The 17,098-nt window shown below is 40.6% G+C and carries 16 protein-coding genes; 11 read left to right on the forward strand and 5 right to left on the reverse strand.

Annotation, left to right across the window (positions count from 1 at the left end; all coding sequences use genetic code 11):
- The first annotated feature begins 134 nt into the window (after positions 1-134).
- On the forward strand, positions 135-530 hold the full coding sequence (locus tag D3P12_RS07370) for a hypothetical protein (RefSeq protein ID WP_118194369.1): 396 nt from the start codon (positions 135-137) through the stop codon (positions 528-530).
- 114 nt (positions 531-644) lie between these two features.
- Positions 645-1,337: a class I SAM-dependent methyltransferase gene (locus tag D3P12_RS07375; protein WP_205941072.1), complete on the forward strand. Its 693-nt coding sequence runs from the start codon at positions 645-647 to the stop codon at positions 1,335-1,337.
- Here D3P12_RS07375 and D3P12_RS07380 read toward each other — a convergent pair.
- The 3 genes from D3P12_RS07380 to D3P12_RS07390 form a co-directional block, all read right to left on the reverse strand.
- Positions 1,271-1,921 (reverse strand): hypothetical protein, encoded by a 651-nt coding sequence (locus D3P12_RS07380; protein WP_157970282.1) that lies wholly within the window; start codon positions 1,919-1,921, stop codon positions 1,271-1,273. The genes D3P12_RS07375 and D3P12_RS07380 overlap by 67 nt on opposite strands.
- A 174-nt stretch (positions 1,922-2,095) precedes the next feature.
- The gene (locus D3P12_RS07385) at positions 2,096-2,761 is read right to left on the reverse strand and encodes a hypothetical protein (protein WP_157970283.1); all 666 of its coding nucleotides are present in this window, start codon (positions 2,759-2,761) and stop codon (positions 2,096-2,098) included.
- Between the two features lie 78 nt (positions 2,762-2,839).
- Positions 2,840-3,955 carry a helix-turn-helix domain-containing protein gene (locus tag D3P12_RS07390; protein WP_118194372.1) on the reverse strand — a complete coding sequence of 372 codons (1,116 nt, stop codon included), beginning with the start codon at positions 3,953-3,955 and terminating at the stop codon, positions 2,840-2,842.
- A gap of 213 nt (positions 3,956-4,168) precedes the next feature.
- Between D3P12_RS07390 and D3P12_RS07395 the strand changes: the two genes are divergently transcribed.
- The 6 genes from D3P12_RS07395 to D3P12_RS07420 all read left to right on the forward strand — a co-directional run bounded on the left by D3P12_RS07395 (position 4,169) and on the right by D3P12_RS07420 (position 10,296).
- Positions 4,169-5,677, forward strand: a complete 1,509-nt coding sequence (locus tag D3P12_RS07395) for a sulfatase (RefSeq protein WP_118194373.1) — start codon at positions 4,169-4,171, stop codon at positions 5,675-5,677.
- A gap of 58 nt (positions 5,678-5,735) precedes the next feature.
- Positions 5,736-6,137, forward strand: coding sequence for a hypothetical protein (locus D3P12_RS07400; RefSeq protein WP_157970284.1), 402 nt, complete (start codon positions 5,736-5,738; stop codon positions 6,135-6,137).
- A gap of 92 nt (positions 6,138-6,229) precedes the next feature.
- Complete coding sequence (locus D3P12_RS07405; RefSeq protein ID WP_118194375.1) at positions 6,230-6,847, forward strand: TlpA family protein disulfide reductase; 618 nt, start codon at positions 6,230-6,232, stop codon at positions 6,845-6,847.
- Positions 6,848-6,887: 40 nt separating this feature from the next.
- Positions 6,888-7,994 (forward strand): TlpA disulfide reductase family protein, encoded by a 1,107-nt coding sequence (locus tag D3P12_RS07410; RefSeq protein ID WP_118194376.1) that lies wholly within the window; start codon positions 6,888-6,890, stop codon positions 7,992-7,994.
- A gap of 91 nt (positions 7,995-8,085) precedes the next feature.
- A complete protein-coding gene (locus D3P12_RS07415; RefSeq protein WP_118194377.1) occupies positions 8,086-9,258 on the forward strand; it encodes an MFS transporter in 1,173 nt (390 codons plus the stop codon).
- 12 nt (positions 9,259-9,270) lie between these two features.
- Positions 9,271-10,296: a threonine aldolase family protein gene (locus tag D3P12_RS07420; protein WP_118194378.1), complete on the forward strand. Its 1,026-nt coding sequence runs from the start codon at positions 9,271-9,273 to the stop codon at positions 10,294-10,296.
- A 3-nt stretch (positions 10,297-10,299) separates the two neighbouring features.
- Here D3P12_RS07420 and D3P12_RS07425 read toward each other — a convergent pair whose 3' ends face one another.
- The gene (locus D3P12_RS07425; RefSeq protein ID WP_118194379.1) at positions 10,300-10,596 is read right to left on the reverse strand and encodes an antibiotic biosynthesis monooxygenase family protein; all 297 of its coding nucleotides are present in this window, start codon (positions 10,594-10,596) and stop codon (positions 10,300-10,302) included.
- A 120-nt stretch (positions 10,597-10,716) separates the two neighbouring features.
- Here D3P12_RS07425 and putP point away from each other — a divergent pair, with 120 nt between their 5' ends.
- Positions 10,717-12,195, forward strand: coding sequence for a sodium/proline symporter PutP (putP, locus tag D3P12_RS07430; protein WP_118194380.1), 1,479 nt, complete (start codon positions 10,717-10,719; stop codon positions 12,193-12,195).
- A 15-nt stretch (positions 12,196-12,210) separates the two neighbouring features.
- On the opposite strand, the gene D3P12_RS07435 is transcribed toward putP, so the two are convergent.
- Positions 12,211-14,607, reverse strand: a complete 2,397-nt coding sequence (locus D3P12_RS07435) for a penicillin acylase family protein (RefSeq protein WP_118194381.1) — start codon at positions 14,605-14,607, stop codon at positions 12,211-12,213.
- 298 nt (positions 14,608-14,905) lie between these two features.
- Between D3P12_RS07435 and D3P12_RS07440 the strand changes: the two genes are divergently transcribed.
- Both D3P12_RS07440 and D3P12_RS07445 read left to right on the forward strand, forming a co-directional pair.
- The gene (locus D3P12_RS07440; RefSeq protein ID WP_118194382.1) at positions 14,906-16,267 is read left to right on the forward strand and encodes a sulfatase family protein; all 1,362 of its coding nucleotides are present in this window, start codon (positions 14,906-14,908) and stop codon (positions 16,265-16,267) included.
- A 78-nt stretch (positions 16,268-16,345) separates the two neighbouring features.
- Positions 16,346-17,095, forward strand: coding sequence for a hypothetical protein (locus D3P12_RS07445; RefSeq protein ID WP_118194383.1), 750 nt, complete (start codon positions 16,346-16,348; stop codon positions 17,093-17,095).
- Positions 17,096-17,098: the final 3 nt, after the last annotated feature.

The raw sequence follows: 17,098 nt of genomic DNA on the forward strand, positions 1-17,098 counted from the left end.
TTTGAAATAAGCACGAAGCGCTAACAAGTTTATTAATTTTGATAGAAAGTAGGATTTTTATTTCAAGGACGAAACGGTTTCCTGACAGGATTTATCTGTTGTGCACAACGGATAAATGATAAACCAAAGTTAAAATGAATACTAAATTAATAATGATAGCAAGCTCTCTAGTAATGGGAGGACTCGGAATTATTGCGTCTTTTTTTCCAGATGAAATTTTACGATCTTTTGAACAGACTCCAACGGATATCTTAAGATTATTTGTGCAAATCACAGGAGCATTATATCTTGGTTTTGCGATAATGAACTGGATGGCTAAAACTGTTTTAATTGGTGGAATATATGCGCGACCGCTTTGTGTTGGTAATTTTTCGCATTTTTTAGTAGCAGGTCTTTCAATTATGAGAGTGGGAATACAGAATCCAATGGTAAAATTAGTTTGGTTGCTGGCAATTATCTATTTAATATTTGCTTTCTTGTTTAGTTTTCTTCTATTTACTAGCCCTAAAACAGGACGGTGTGATAGATGAAAGATAATTTTTCGACACAATCAGACAAATACGCAAAATATCGACCTGTATATCCAGGCGCTTTCTTTGATTATTTGAATCCGCATATTCCAATCAAACAGATCGCATGGGATTGTGGAACAGGGACGGGGGCAAGTTGCATACGAGTTAGCAAAGACTTTTGACAAGGTATTTGCGACGGACGTAAGCCAATCGCAAATTGCTAACGCTTTACAAGCTAACAATATCTCATATTCTGTTCAGCCAGCTGAAACGACAAACTTTGATGATGGACAGTTCGACTTAGTTATCGTTGCACAAGCCATTCATTGGTTTGATTTTGATAAGTTTTACGCAGAGGTAAAACGGACAACAAAAGACAATGCATTCCTTTGCGTTGTTGGTTATAATCGTGTTAAAATTACTGAACAAATTGATAATGTAATTACCGACTTTTATACCCATGTAATTGGTTCTTATTGGGACAAAGAGCGAAGATATGTTGATGAAAATTATACAACTATTCCGTTTCCGTTTAAAGAAATTCAAACACCAAAGTTTGTGAACAAACAACATTGGACTTTGGAGCATTTAGTAGGTTATTTGAAAACCTGGTCGGCCGTAAAACATTTTGTGAAACAGAATACTTTTAATCCGGTAGACGAATTGCAAAAAGAAATCGAGCCACTTTGGGGAAACAAACAGATCAGGGAAGTTCATTTTCCTTTGCTTTTGCGAATTGGGCAAATAACGAAATCACATTACTGGTCCTTGCATTCGCAGTTAACACCTGCTATAGCTACATCGTTTACCTGGTTACTGATATAGTGAGAACGGCCGATAATAATTTCACCGTCTATGGGCACTAAACCAGCTGGCTGTTGGTTGTCGAAACCACCCTCGAATTTTGACAACATGCCGGATATGGCGAATCGTATCCTCTCGTCTGAATTTTCCTTCACTATAATGGTTGGTAGAGTTGGTACATTTTCATCTCCGTCTCCATAGTCTTTGGTGTATTGCGTACCGTCCCATGCTGGGGTGATTAGGGAATGAGCGTAAAACACATCTGCTGAGGAATCAGCCGTAAAGATGGTACCTACGGCGGTTTCACGGTTAAATTTCTCTAGTTCAAAACCAGATAAAAAAGCCATTTGTTTCTTGCCATCAGTTTTGGATTGCATAATTGAAATACTAAATCCTCCTTCTTCTTCGTCATCTATGATGCCATACGTACTGGATAAATGGATGTTGTCCTGTCCGAATAAGTTCGGGTAGGCTATTTCATCTTCTATGGTAATGCGATACCAGCATTCATCTGAACCAATTGGTTTATTGTCTTCTTTAGAGCAGCCTGTTAAAACTACGCCCATAGTTAATAGACCTAATGTTTTTCGGATTATTGTTTTCATGCTTTTATTTTTTTTTAGTTGTTATATCGGTTAGACGGAAGCAAAGGTATCGATGAAGAGTTTTCTGTAATACCCCCTAAAGTGGGTTATTGAAAAGAATGATATATGAGCATGAAGTTGTAAAAGAAACTCACCCTAAAAAGTTTTAGATTTTAAGGTGAGTTTAAATTGGTTTTATTGGTCTTTAAGCCAAATATCGTTTTCAAAGCAGGTAAGCTGTGCGACCTTTCCATCGGTCAGTAAAAATGTTAGCGGGAAAGTGCCGTCATCGCTTAGGAAAAAGCTTTCTGTTCGCGGCGTGAAGCTAATCTCTTTATTATCCCATAATTGTTTTAGGGTCAATCCTTGGGCGGAAGATCGGATCTCTAGTTTGAGTTTACTGTCTTTTGTAAAGGTATAGGTTCCCTCGAGCCGCTGAAGTTGTTCTTGCGAGAGATGTACTGCTTGTTGGGGATTAAACGCAACTTTTATCGCGTTGTATTTTTCTAGTATCTTCGCCTGCGCGTAGCCGTCAGAGCTTTCGTCTGTGAACTGGACTTTGTGACCTCCTTGCTTTGTTTCAAAGGTTGTTTCATTGATCTGGACGAGCTCATATTCTGTATTGTCCCATAATTTTGTACCAAAAAGTACATCGTCTCTTCGCTCAAATTTGACAAAGTCTGATTTGGTGGGAAGTTGGTAATAGCCGGTGTACTTTTCCAAGGAAGCCGTTTCAGCCGGCTGAGCGGATGTTTGTGCGAAGGCTGCCGATGAGAGAAATGTGCCTAACAGTAAAATGCTGCCGACGGCCAACCTAATTGGGATGGCGATTGTCGATTTGAAAATGTTCATTGTTTTCATAATTATATTTTTTTATGATGCAATGATAGCTCATCGGCTCCGAAAAGGGGTTCGTCTGGATGCAAGTGAACAAAACCTTTAGGAAACGGTCTTTGAATTTGCCTGAATGTATTCTTTTGGAGTGAGGTTGGTAGCTTTTTTAAATGTTGTGTAGAAGGTGGTTTTGGAATTGAAGCCGGCTCTAATCGCGATACCGAGCAGATCTAAATGTTTCAGATCATCTGAGAGGAGCAAGGACTTTGCTTCTTCAGTCCGCAGTTCGTTTATGAACTGATAAAAGCTTTTTCCAAGCCCGCTGTTAAGGATGTAGGAGAGTTCATGGGTGCTGATGCCAATTTCTCCTGAAAGCATGGAAAGTGTCAGACTGGGATCAAGGTATAATTTTTCATCGATTGTTTTCCGAAGGACTATAGATTTAAGTTGAGCGACCTGTTCTGTCGTAAGCCGTTCGTTGGATGCTTTTTTGGGGTTCGCACTATCTTCTGCTTTCGGAATATTGGATTCGATAGCATAAATAGATTTTTGGGAAAGTGTAGAGTATGCGACTAAAATTATTCCTAAGAAATAGAGTATTGGAGCTAAAGATGCTACCGAATTGCTGGAAATAGCAAGTATGCGGATGAAAATTAGAAATAATACAGACATCAATAGATATTTTAGCCATTCCAGATCTATCTTTTCGGTAAAGGAAGCAAGCATCTTGATGTTTTTCTGGTGCGATCGGAAGAGGTAAAAGCATAATATCCAATAGAAAATGGTCTGGACAAGAAAGAAATAGCGAACGATATGTCCGACGGAAGCTGGTAATGTAGGCATATTGTTCTGTTCGTTAAACAGATTGGGTATGAGGTAAACCAAAGAAAATAGAAGGAAAGCTAAAAACGGAACAAAGTGAAGTATCCATCTTTTTTTAGGTTTAGAAGGTGATACATAATAGCTTACCGCCATATAGAGACTGGGTAACACAGCCCACCTAGGCACTTCAAGTAGATGGATGAGGAGCGCTCCACCCACTCTAAATTCTTCTAGAAATAGTTGTGTAAACGTGCATGCGAGGATGCTGTAGAATGCCCCAAGCCATCGACCGCCTTGGGCATTTGCTTTATCGAACCCGATTAGAAGGAGGGAGCCGAGAAGCCATAAGGCTCCTCCTGAAAAGGCATGGATAGCTGTTAAGTGATTTAATTCAGGCATGAAGTGATTTGGACTGTTGTGTAAATTTAGGTTATTTGCACGGGAATTTGACAGTGTTTGGGGTTACTTTAGTTCGATGTGATCCAAACGAACTAAAGTAGTGTGTCAGCAAGAAGATTGTTCGTTAGTTCTTTTTACGAATTGTTCCTATATTTATAGGTAATTGTAAAAATTATAGCCATTGCCATAACCTCTATAATAATAACGATATAGATGAAATATTCGCTAATTTCAATTATTGTGTTAGTGGTTACCTTCAGTCAGTTCCATGCTGTATTGGGGCAGGAGGTGAGTGGAGCGAATAATTTATCTAAGCCGAACGTTCTCTTTCTATTTGTGGATGACCTGCGAGCAGATTTAGGTGCTTATGGCAATAAGATTGTTCGGACTCCTAACCTGGACAGTTTGGCCGAACGTGGTTTTCTGTTTACGAATCAATATGCGAATGTACCCACTTGCGGTGCGTCAAGGTATGTATTGCTGACTGGAAAGCTGCCGCAAACTACAGGACATTTAAGCAATGATATTTTTGCTCATGATCTTGCGCGCCGTCCTAAAAGTGAGGTGCCGGAGAGCTTTGTAGATCATTTGCGTCGAAACGGGTATAAGACTATCGGTATTGGAAAGATAAGTCACTCTGCTGACGGGTATTTTTATCCGTATAATGCAGATAAAAGTGATGTGTTGGAATTGCCCTACAGCTGGGAAGAAATGCTTTTTAATCCTGGAGAGTGGGAGACAGGGTGGAAAGCCTTTTTTGCGGGCGTGAACGGGCGAAGTAGAATCACATTGAATGGTCAGATGAAACCCTATGAGAGTGTAGACGTGACGGATACAGACTATCCGGATGGGCTGACTGCACAGCTGGCGATCGATAAGTTGGATGAGCTGGCTGATGAGGATGAGCCATTTTTCTTAGGAGTTGGTTTTTTTAAGCCGCATCTCCCTTTTAATGCGCCGAAAAAGTATTGGGATTTGTATAACGAAGACAAGATTCCTCTTTCTGAATCGCCAGACTTGCCTGAGAATGTTGATCGTGCTAGCTTGATACAAAGTGAGGAGTTTAACCAATATAAGTTAGGTGAAGAACATCCGAGACTGGACCGACCTGTTTCAGATGCTTATGCAAGAAAATTAAAGCATGCTTATTATGCATCGATAAGTTATGTAGACGCGATGATCGGTAAAGTGCTTCAAACTTTGAGGGAAAAGAATCTGGATCGTAATACAATTATTATTGTCTGGGGTGATCACGGATGGCAATTGGGCGATCACCGAATTTGGGGAAAACACACGTTGTTTGACTTGTCATTGAAGAGTACTTACATTATGAAGTTGCCCGGAGATCAGAAAGGAGGACGAGTGGTGGATGAGGTAATTAGTGCTGTTGATTTGTACCCAACACTAATGGATTTGTGTGGAATATCGATGCCGGCTATTGAATATGACGGAGCTTCGTATGCAAAGCTTTTAACGGAAGGGAAAGATAGACATTGGAAAAATACGGCCTTTGCTTATTTTAAAAATGGAATCTCTTTGAAAACCTCTCAGTATCGGATAACGAAATACTTTAGGGATACGAATTTTCCGGTGGAGCTGTATGATCATCGAAGGGATCCGCATGAAAGCAAAAATATTGTGGACCAAAAACCCAAAGTAGTCGACAGGTTATTAATAGAATTGGAAAAAGGAAATACAGGGCTTTATAACGGAAATAAATAAATGGGCAATAGGAATTTAGGGGTATATTCCTTATTTTTGTGCTTAAATGAATATGCGGATGAAGGGTGAATTGTCTATAACTACGCGGGTGAAAGCAGCTGTTTTAATGCTGTGTGTGTTGTTTATGATGTTAAATACCTGCCCTATACGAAGTCTCTTAGCTAACGCCATTAATACTCCGATTGAAAATAGTATGCAGGGAAAAAAAGCTGCAAATTCAAATTCATTTGTTTACGATAATCTTCGCTGTGCTGACGGGAAAGTAGCGAAGGCGGTAGTTTTAGATTTTTCGAAATCGGGGAATAAAAGCTTGCCTCTCCCTCTTTTCATGACGATTATCAGCTTATATCTTTCTTTATCGATCTTAAGTTCAAGATTTACAGCTTTTAATATAGAAGAAAAATACATCTTGAAGAATGGTGTTCCGCTTTTTCTGAGAAATCGATCGATAATAATATGATACCCGCCTACTTTTCTTCTTTTTAATCAAATACGGAATTAGTCTGATTGACCGATACCTAGTATGTATTGGTGGGAAAACTTATTTACACAATGAATACTTTAACAAAATTGAAGGAGAAAATCACTCTTTCAAATATATTTACAGGAGTATTGTTGGTTTTTGTACTAGCAATGCTTTTTAGCCCTGATTTTAAAGGCATGGTTACGCAAAACTTGATGAAGATCGGCCTCTTCCAACCAAAAGTGCCGAACGGTTCGTCGAAAGATATTGCGGCAGGTATTGATGCAAATGAAAATAACGAAGAAATACTTTTTAAGGATCCGGAAGGTTACGTGATTGAACTTTCAGATCAGAAGGGGAAAGTCGTTTTTATGAACTTCTGGGCAACCTGGTGTCCGCCATGTATCGCTGAAATGCCTTCTATTAATAAACTTTATTCGGAACTGAAGAATAATGACGAAATTGAGTTTATGATGGTTGATGTTGATAACAATAGGAGTAAGTCAGAGAAGTTTATGGAAAAGAGAAACTTTGATTTGCCAATATATACACCTGCAAGTTCAATTCCGTCTTCCTATATGAGCGGCGCTATACCTACAACTTTGGTTCTGAATAAATATGGGAAAGTCGTTTTTAAGCATGAGGGGATGGGCGACTTTTCGAACGCGGAGTTTAAAGACTTTTTGATGAAGTTAACCGCGGAGTGATAATTAAAGAAATTAAAAATTGAAAACTAAAAAATATACTATGAAAATTGGATTAATGTTAACGAAGGTTTTTGTTCTTATTTTCCTTACGTCTTGTGGTGCAGTCGACGATACAAAATTTACCATCAATGGTCACGTTGAAAATGCCGGTGGGGTAAGTAATATCGTGTTATATGAAGGCGAGAAGGAATTGGGGGCGGCAGCTTTGGATGAAAACCAAGACTTCTATTTTGAAGGCAATGCGCCTGAACCGGGTTTGTATACTTTACTAGTTGGCGAACGACCGTATATGCTGGTTTTGGAAAATGGAGAGACAGTCAAATTTCAAGCAGACATGAAAAAGCCGGCAGACTATAAAGTAAGTGGGTCAAAGACATCTGCCAAACTGAAAGAACTGGATGCTGTTCGCGAAACATTTCAGAAGCAACAGACAGCACTGGGACAAGAGTTCGAGCAGCGTATGAACAATGGTGAGGAAGCTGCAGTTGTTCAGAGTGATCTAATGACAAAAAGTGAGAATTTTATTGCAGATTTGTCGGAACAGGTAGTCGAGTTTTCATTAGATAATAAAGATAACTTAGCAGGATTCTATGGCATGCTGATTTTATATACGGTTGATCCTACCGGACAGGAAGAAGCTTTGGTGAATTATGCAGAGGAGGTAAAAGACCAGTTTCCGAACAATGATGCAGTGCAGTCTTTTGTTGCGCACATGGCTGCGATCAAACCATTGAGTATTGGACAGGTAGCACCAGATTTTGCCTCGCTAACACCGGAAGGGGATGAGGTTAAATTGTCTGACTTGAGGGGGCAGTATGTTTTATTGGATTTTTGGGCTGCATGGTGCGGACCATGTCGTCAGGAAAACCCGAACATCGTTGAACAATTTCATCGCTTTAAGGATAAAGGTTTTACGGTGTTGGGTGTTTCATTGGACCGTGATCGCGATGCTTGGCTCAAAGCGATTAAAGATGATAAATTGGAATGGACTCAGATTTCTGATTTAAAGATGTGGGATAGTGAGGCAGGGCAACTTTATAATATTTCTGCAATACCAGCGTCGTTCATGATTGACCCGGATGGTAAAATCGTCGGTAAAAACCTTCGAGGGCCAGCGCTGCGACAGTTTTTAGAAGAAAATTTGTAACGAGGCGATAGAGGGTTTCAGATAAATTATAGATACCTTTACCAGACACATCGTCTGGTAAAGGTGTGTTTCGGGTAACATCTGACTTTATATGAAACAGAAAGAGGTTTTATGGAATAAGAACTTCGTCATCGCTTGCATCGCCAATTTTTTCACGGCTTGTTCTTTTAATCTCCTGATGCCCACTATTCCGTTGTACTTAACTGAGGTATTGAGCATAGAGAGTTCAAAAATGGGTATCATCTTGTCTTCCTATGCGTTTGCATTGCTGCTGATTAGACCATTTTCAGGTTTTCTAGTTGATCTGTATCCTCGGAAGATGTTGTACCTACTTGGAATAACCTGTTTTATGGCTGTGTTTTTCGGGTACTATTTCGCGGTTACTGTCGGCTTTTTTGTGATTCTCCGATTTGTTCATGGTTTGTTTTGGGGGCTTGCAACAGTTTCATCCAATACGGTAGCGATTGATATCATTCCACCTACGCGAAGAGCAGAAGGGATAGGTTATTTCGGTGTTAACATGAACCTGGCAATGGCCATTGCTCCTTTCTTTGCGATTGAGATATATGAGGAGCACGGCTTTTCGTTTCTGATTTCGGTGGCTTTGGTATTGGGAGCTTTGGCTATTTTGGTCGTGTGTTTTATTAAGGTTCCTAAGCGGGAGCTCATAGAAAAAAAACAACCAATTTCTTTCGATCGGTTTTTACTTGTAAAGGCAATCCCAATTCTGTTTAATCAGATTTTTATCACGTTTGGATGGGGTACTTTGGCGGCTTATGCCGTTTTGTATGGTATCGAGTCGGGTCTGCAAAATGCAGGTTTGTTTTTTCTATTCCTAGCGGCTGGTATTATTGTTTCGAGAATTGCTTCAGGGCGGTTGGTGGATAAGGGGCATATCCACCAGGTTATTATTTTCGCGGTAGCGGTAGTTACGATTTCTTTTGTCTCTTTTGCTTTGATCCATACCGTATATGCCTATAATATTTCAGCTTTCTTTATCGGGGTGGGTTATGGTACATTGCTTCCCGCTTTGCAAACGATCTATATCGAAATGGCTCCCGCATCAAAAAGGGGTACTGCAAATTCCACCTACTTGACGGGCTTCGATTTGGGAATTGGTATCGGTATGCTTGTCGGTGCGAGTATCGCAGCGGCATGGGGTTATGAAAATATGTATCTGATTACAGCCGCACTGTGTTTTATTGGGCTTCTATTTTATCTGTTCAGCTCCAGAAATATTTATGAAAAATATAGACTGAGGTAATCAGCAATCAATATGTACAATTTTAAGAACGACTATTCGGAAGGAGCACACCCATCCATTCTAAAAAGGCTGATGGAAACCAATTTGGTGCAGCAGCAAGGCTATGGAGAAGATGAATATTCGGCTAAAGCGAAAGAGTTTATTAAACAGAGAGTGAATAACCCGGAAGCCTCAATCTATTTTGTGTCGGGCGGCACACAAACAAATCTTTTGGTTATTTCAACGCTCCTGAAAGCTCATGAAGCAGTTATCAGCGCTAGAACCGGGCATATTTTTTCACACGAAACTGGTGCTATTGAAGCAACAGGACACCGAGTGATTACAATTGACACAAGCGACGGTAAGATTGGGCCATTGGGAATTGAAAAGGTTCTGAGTGAATATTCTTTACGGCCACACGTTGTAAAGCCGAAGATGGTTTATATTTCTAACTCCACTGAAATCGGAACAATCTATGGAAAGGATGAATTGGCGGCTCTGGCTGAATTTTGCGAGTCACATGATTTGCTGTTGTTTTTAGATGGGGCAAGATTAGCCCAAGCTCTAACTGCCGAAAATAATGATCTGACTTTGGCAGATGTCGCTCGCTTAACGGATGTGTTCTATATTGGAGGTACGAAGAATGGTGCTCTTTTGGGCGAGGCAATCGTTTTTAATAAACCCGACCTGGCTCCTGAATTTGATTACGTATTAAAGCAGAAAGGTGCTCTACTGGCAAAAGGAAGGGTTTTAGGCATTCAATTTCTTGAACTATTCAAAGATGATTTGTATTTCGAATTAGGTCGTCATGCGAATAGGATGGCTATGAAATTATCTGTGGCCCTCAAGAAAAAGGGTTATTCGTTTTTAACAGATTCGATGACGAATCAGATATTCCCAATTTTACCAAATGAACTGATAGCTAGATTGAGTAAAAAGTATCTGTTCTACGAATGGTGTGTTATAGATGATGGCCACTCTGCGATTCGACTAATAACCTCGTGGTCTACGGATGAGAAGGCGGTTGATCGGTTTATAGAGGATTTGTCGATAAGTTAAACTTTATTCCAGCGAAATATCTTCGTAATGAAGTACTTCGGGAAAGGGAGAATAATGATGATGTAATAGCTCTTTCCATTTTAAGTATTGAGGTGATTTCCGGAACCCGATTTCATGAGCTTCAACTGACACCCATTCAACCAATAAAAGATATTGATTGTCTTTGTCAATACATTTTTTTAAAGAATGCTTTATATATCCTTCAATAGAAGAAATATATTGCGATGCCTCCTTGAAATCATTTTCAAATTGTTCTTGTTTTCCCTCTTTTACATATAAGATTGCTGCCTCTAATACCATATTGAGTCTTAATTTGTTGGGGTTCAGTTTCCCTCACATCACTAAAATAAAGATAAATTAATATATTTAACTAGTAGAGGAACCAGATTAAAAATAATTAAAAACCGACGTATAATCTAGATGGACATATATCAAATCATTTCAATAGGGCTTTACTTGGTTTTGATGATCAGTATTGGCTTTTATTCATATCGTAAATCGACTAGCAATGTCAACGAATTTTTATTGGGCGGTAGGAAACTCGGTGCGGCGGTAACAGCTTTGTCCGCGGGGGCAGCCGATATGAGCGGATGGCTGTTGATGGGCTTGCCCGGAGCGATGTTTGAATCCGGACTATCCGCTAGCTGGATAGCGCTCGGTTTAACGATTGGCGCTTATATGAACTACGTTTTGGTGGCGCCTCGACTTCGTGTCTATACGGAAAAAGCGAGTAATGCCATTACGATACCCGACTATTTTGAGAAGCGTTTTCACGATAATAAACGGGTACTGCGCTTTATCTCTGGTTTGGTAATTTTGGTCTTCTTTACATTATATACTTCCGCTGGAATGGTTTCTGGGGGTAAGTTGTTCGAGTCAGCATTTAATATGGACTATTATACCGGACTCTGGATTACCAGTTCTGTTGTGGTGCTTTATACATTTTTAGGAGGCTTTTTAGCTGTTAGTCTGACAGATTTTGTACAGGGTACGATTATGGTTTTGGCTTTGATTCTTGTTCCTATTGTTGTGTTTTCTGAGTTAGGAGGGATCTCTTCTACTTTTGAAACAATCCGCCTGAAAGACCCGAATTACCTAAGTCTTTTTCAGGGAACCACTTGGGTCGGTATCGTTTCGTTATTAGCCTGGGGCTTTGGCTATTTTGGTCAACCGCATATTTTAGTTCGTTTTATGGCGATTGATACCGTTAAGCAACTCCGTTCGGCTAAACGGATTGGAATAACTTGGATGGCCTTTACCGTAGGTGGTGCTCTGCTGGTTGGCTTGGTCGGTATCGCATACATGGATCAGATGGGGCAGTCGATAGACGATCCTGAAACGATTTTTATCTTTTTTTCGAAGGTCTTATTCCACCCGCTAATCGGCGGTTTTCTGCTCTCTGCGATTTTAGCGGCTGTAATGAGTACGATATCGTCTCAGTTGCTGGTTACTTCTAGTTCAATGACCGAAGATTTTTATAAAAATTTCTTTCGTCGCGAAGCTTCTGAAAAGGAATTATTGCTAGTTAGTCGTTTGTCAGTTTTAGTTGTCGCGGTTGTCGCATTAGGATTGTCCTTTAATCCCAAAGATACAATTTTGGATTTGGTAAGCCACGCTTGGGCGGGCTTTGGTTCTGCATTTGGACCGGTAATGTTGTTTTCTCTACTTTGGAAGAGAATAACTCGAAATGGTGCTGTAGCCGGAATGGTGGTTGGTGGATTAACGGTTCTTCTGTGGACATATTTGGTACATCCTTTTCATGAACTGTACTCCATGATACCAGGGTTTGCTCTTTCTTCCTTGGCGATCCTGATTGTGTCGAAGATAGAAAAACAGCCAAATGCAGCAGTTGAAGAACAATTTGAGAGTGTTCAGCAGGAATTGAAAGAGACCTATTAAAATTCAAGTTGTACGTTATTCCTTTGTTTTTCCGGGATCTAGTACGATTCTGTCAGCTGTTACAGCTAGTATTTTATCCTTTGAATAATATAACGGGAAATATTCATCGTTTGCCCAAGGCTCGTATAGGTTACTATAAAATGCGCTTTCGGGGTCTCCAGACTGTCCAGGCCCATTCGTGCTGATAGCCGCGTCCCAGTCACCCGTATTAACAATCAGTCGGAACGAAGCCCCCGTTGTTTGTCTATTATTGATCCCCGTTGACCCCACCGTATAGGCATTTCCGCCTCTGGGAAGAGGTTTTAGATCTAATTTCGCCTTTGTTTCTTCGTTTACGAGGCTGCTTAAAGCGTGTTGCATATGCGTATGCTTGAATTTTTCCTGACCATATTGCCAATAGTTCATATCGCTTCCCAAAGTCTCCTCCAAATAGGTAATCGCTGCTTCAAAAGCTTCTTTTAGGAATGCATCTCTACCATTAAGTGGATCAGGTCCAAATCGGTTTTCAGGTTCTTTAATCCAGCTGATCAATTGAGCTAGCTGAAATTTGCCGATGATTTCTTTAGCCGATGTCGGGATAAATTTTCTCGCGGCAAGATCGGATATTTCGTTTTCCCAAGCCACATAAATTGCGGCTTCAATTGAGTTCGCATTTAATTTAAAATCCCAGTCCCGTAAAACACTTCTGGCGTCAGCAGCCCTGCCCGATAAGCTTAGCGAATCAAGCATCGGAACCAATGTTCTCGCAGGGATAGAAAGATAATCTACTTGTAATGCGCGCATGTCTTCCATTGTGAATTTATTGCCATTGCCTAATACTTCATTAATGCGATCACCGCGAAACGGATCGGACCATGAGAATCCTATTGCATCCCAATGTTCGTAATCATCGGGCGTTACATTTTGGTTTGCGGTCGCAAAAAATCCTTTCGAAGGGTTGAGCATATGAGGTCTTTCTTTAATTGGAATATAGCCTTCCCATTCGTATCGGCCATCACCAGGAACAGGTATAAGTCCGCTAAAGTTTCGACGTATAGGGGCTATGCCAACGGCTTGCCAACCAATATTGCCTTCCTTGTCTGCCCAAATCATATTCTCACCGGGAATATGACTATAACTACACGCATCTCGAAACTCTTCCCAGTTTTTAGCTTGCCCAAATCGTAGAGAAGCTAAATAGGGCGCTCCACCGATTTCCAGCCAGCCACAACGTACGGCATATGCTTTGTGGTGTATCGAATCTACGTAAACCACCGGGCCGTGTCTGGTATAAAGTAACTCTACCTTAGTAGGGTCTTGATTTTTAACGTTTATTTGTTCTGAAATTACGTTCATATCCATCCACTCGCCACGATATAGGTATTGCTTGAGGTTTTCAGGATTAATGTCATAAACGTAAAGATCTTCAGCATCCGTACTGAAGATGGTGAGGCCCCAAGCTCCATATTCATTATGCCCAATTGAAATACCTGGGATTTCAGGTTCACCGCCACCGATTACGTCCCAGCCAGGTGCAACGAGATGGACCATATACCTAAGGGATGGGACGGTAATTGCCCGATGCGGGTCATTCGCCATATAGGTGTTCCCATCGACTGTACGCTCTTTACTTACGACCCAGTTGTTACTGCCAATAGAAAGCATATCTTCCTCTTTTTTTAATTGCTGTGATAGACTGTTAGACGCGTCGGTTGATTGGAATTCTTTCCGTATATCACTTTGCTCAAATCGGAGAGGAGCTCTATAGGCATTGTATAGTTCGAGAATATCGTCGAACAAAAGCTCCTTATTTATACTGGGATCGAGATTGATATCCGGATCTTGAGGATGAAACCAAGATAGGGTCTTCGTAGTTTCCGCACCTAACCTGGCGACAGCTCTTCCAGTCTCTAATTCTTTGTTGATATTTCCCAAAAGACCTTGATGTCTCGAAATGACTACTTCTGGCGTCCATTTTTCTGGAACAATATTCAATATCTTGAACTCAACCGGAAGCTTTTCCGGTGTTCGGAGAATCTCTTCAATATAAGCATTGACGCCGTCCGTATATGCTGTAATAATTTCTTCCCCGTCCTTATGATAATGATTCATTTCCGTTTTCATATCACCCCGGAACTTGAACAACCGAGTGCCGATGTCTCGCTTTAGTTCTCGTTCACCTAAGAGCTCGGCGACAGTACCGGTCGCTTGACGTCTCCATATTTCAAACTGAAAAAGACGGTCTTTTGCGGCAGCGTAACCCTGTGCAAAAAATAAATCATGCTGATTATTAGCATAAATATGGTTGACGCCCCATTTGTCTCGCAAAATTTCGACCGATTCCTTTAATCCTTCGACTGATATTTGTTCCTTATCTGACGATTGGCAGGCGTAAAGAAGTAAAAAGGCTGATAAAATATAAAGTGTCTTCATTTCTTTAGGTTAATGGTTTGGTAATTATGATACGGAGCTTGATTTTTTTCGTTGATAATAGCGTTTCGCTTTCGCGCTGCTACCACAGGTTTAAAGGTATAAATAAATATGAAATCAAATACACTACGATATATTTACCCAGTATTGGCCTACTTTGCCATATACATTAGATGCGCCGGTATTGCATTAGCGGTTGTTCTTAGTGGTATTTTGTTGGCTCAATTGGGTAAGAAAACAATGATTAAATAAATATCTCTTAAGCAAAAATTATTAAGTTTGAGAAATGAACGTCGTCAAGATGAGATTTCCAAACAAACTCCTTACTCTCTTCATCGGTTTTTTAGGGCTTCACAATTTACATGCTCAAACTAACGAGGTACGCCCTAATGTAATTGTTATTTATTCTGATGACCAGGGCTGGACTGACATCAACTCTTTTGGTGGGAAAGATCTTTATACACCTGTTTTGGATAGTCTAGCAGCGGATGGTGTCCGATTTACGCAATTCTATGCAGCGTCCCCGGTTTGTTCACCTTCTCGTGCGTCATTGTTGACCGGTCGCTATCCGCAGCGGGCAGGACTAGCGGGAAATGCTTCTTCTCATAAAGGGGTAGAGGGCATGCCAACAGAGCAATATACGATTGGGGAATTCTTCCGAGATGCAGGTTATAAGACTGCTCACATTGGCAAATGGCATGTAGGTTATACGCCTGAAACGATGCCCAATGCACAGGGTTTCGACTATTCTTATGGCTTTATGGGCGGTTGTATTGACAATTATTCGCATTTCTTTTATTGGGATGGTCCGAATAGACATGATTTGTGGTGCAACGGAAAAGAAGTATATGAAGATGGAACTTATTTTCCCGATTTAATGATTCGTGAAACCAATACCTTTATAGATAAAAATAAGGATAACCCTTTCTTTATTTATTTCGCTATCAACATGCCTCATTACCCATTACAAGGGGAGAAAAAGTGGTTAGACTATTATAGTGATAAAGGGCTGGAGTCACCAAGGGATAAATACGCGGCTTTTGTTTCAACGATGGATGAGAAAATTGGAGAAGTAGTGAATCACCTAAAAGAGTTAGGGCTTTATGAGAATACAATCATCGTCTTTCAGTCAGATCATGGTTTTTCTGAAGAAGAGAGAGGCTTCGGGGGAGGTGGATCAGCAGGAGTATTACGCGGTTCAAAATTCAGTTTATTCGAAGGTGGTACTCGAGTTCCGGCGATAATAACATGGCCGAGAGGGATTGAAGCTAATCAAGTGCGAGATCAATTTTCTGCAAATATAGATTGGTATCCTACCTTAGCAGAACTATGCGGGATTCATCTACCAGCGCGTCGTTTGGACGGGAAAAGCTTAGTTTCGATTATTGCTGACAAAAATGAGCCAACAAAGCATGATGTGTTTTTCTGGCGTCAAGGTGGCTCCAAAGAAAAGCCACAATGGGCTGTACGGATGGGTGATTGGAAATTATTAAGATATCCTGTATTTGCCGAGGATAAAGAACTAGATGAAAGAGGCTTCTTTCTCGTAAATATCAATGAAGATCTAGCAGAAACAAAAAACCTGGCTCAGCAATTTCCTCAGCGTGTAAAAGAACTCGAGATCTTATACGAGGAATGGTTGGCTGACGTGAGCCTTCAGTAGTTTGCAGCGAAACTCCGTTTCTTGATTAGTGTTTTTTTCGCTAATTTAGTGATAGAAGTTAACCAATAAGCGCTAAATATGAAAAGGCTATTGTTTTTTTCTGTCTTGGTACTGGCGTTACCTGCCTGTAGTCCGGTTTACTATGCACCTTCATCACAGCATGTTCCTTTACTCACAGAGGAAGAAGAATTTACCGTGGCGGGCAATTACGTGGGGGCGAACTCAGTAGATGGCGCTAGTTTGCGAGCGGCTTATGCCCTAAATTCGAATTGGGGATTGATTGGAGGGGGAAGTCTGTTTTTTAACGAGGGCTCCGAAGATAATTCTTCTAATGGTAGCGGTGGGCATTTTGAAGCGGGTGGAGGGTATTTTACCGAAGTTTCTAATAAATTTGTATTTGAAACCTATGGTTTACTTGGCTATGGAAATATGGTCAACCGGTTCCCACAATCTATACAAGACTATCCGGGAACAGACGGTGAAATCAAAGCCAATATACTCAGCTTGGCATTGCAGCCTGCATTTGGCTTTAAGTCGAAATACTTTGAAGCTGCGATATCTTTGCGGACGGGTATGATTAATTACTCAGGTATCCGAGGAGATTTAATGACACAGAATGATGATCAAGACGCAGTGGGAAATCAACAAGAATATCTGAAAGATAACAGAAGCAATTTACTTTTTGAACCGGCATTAACCATTCGGGGAGGACTGGAATTCCTTAAAATTGAGGCCCAAACTGGTGGCAGTTTGAACCTGACCAATAAAAACTTTCCTCAAGAGACATCATGGCTGTCAATTGGGTTGATTTATCGTTTCGAGGATTAATAA

It is taken from the genome of Pedobacter indicus (assembly GCF_003449035.1).
Lineage (GTDB): Bacteria > Bacteroidota > Bacteroidia > Sphingobacteriales > Sphingobacteriaceae > Albibacterium > Albibacterium indicum.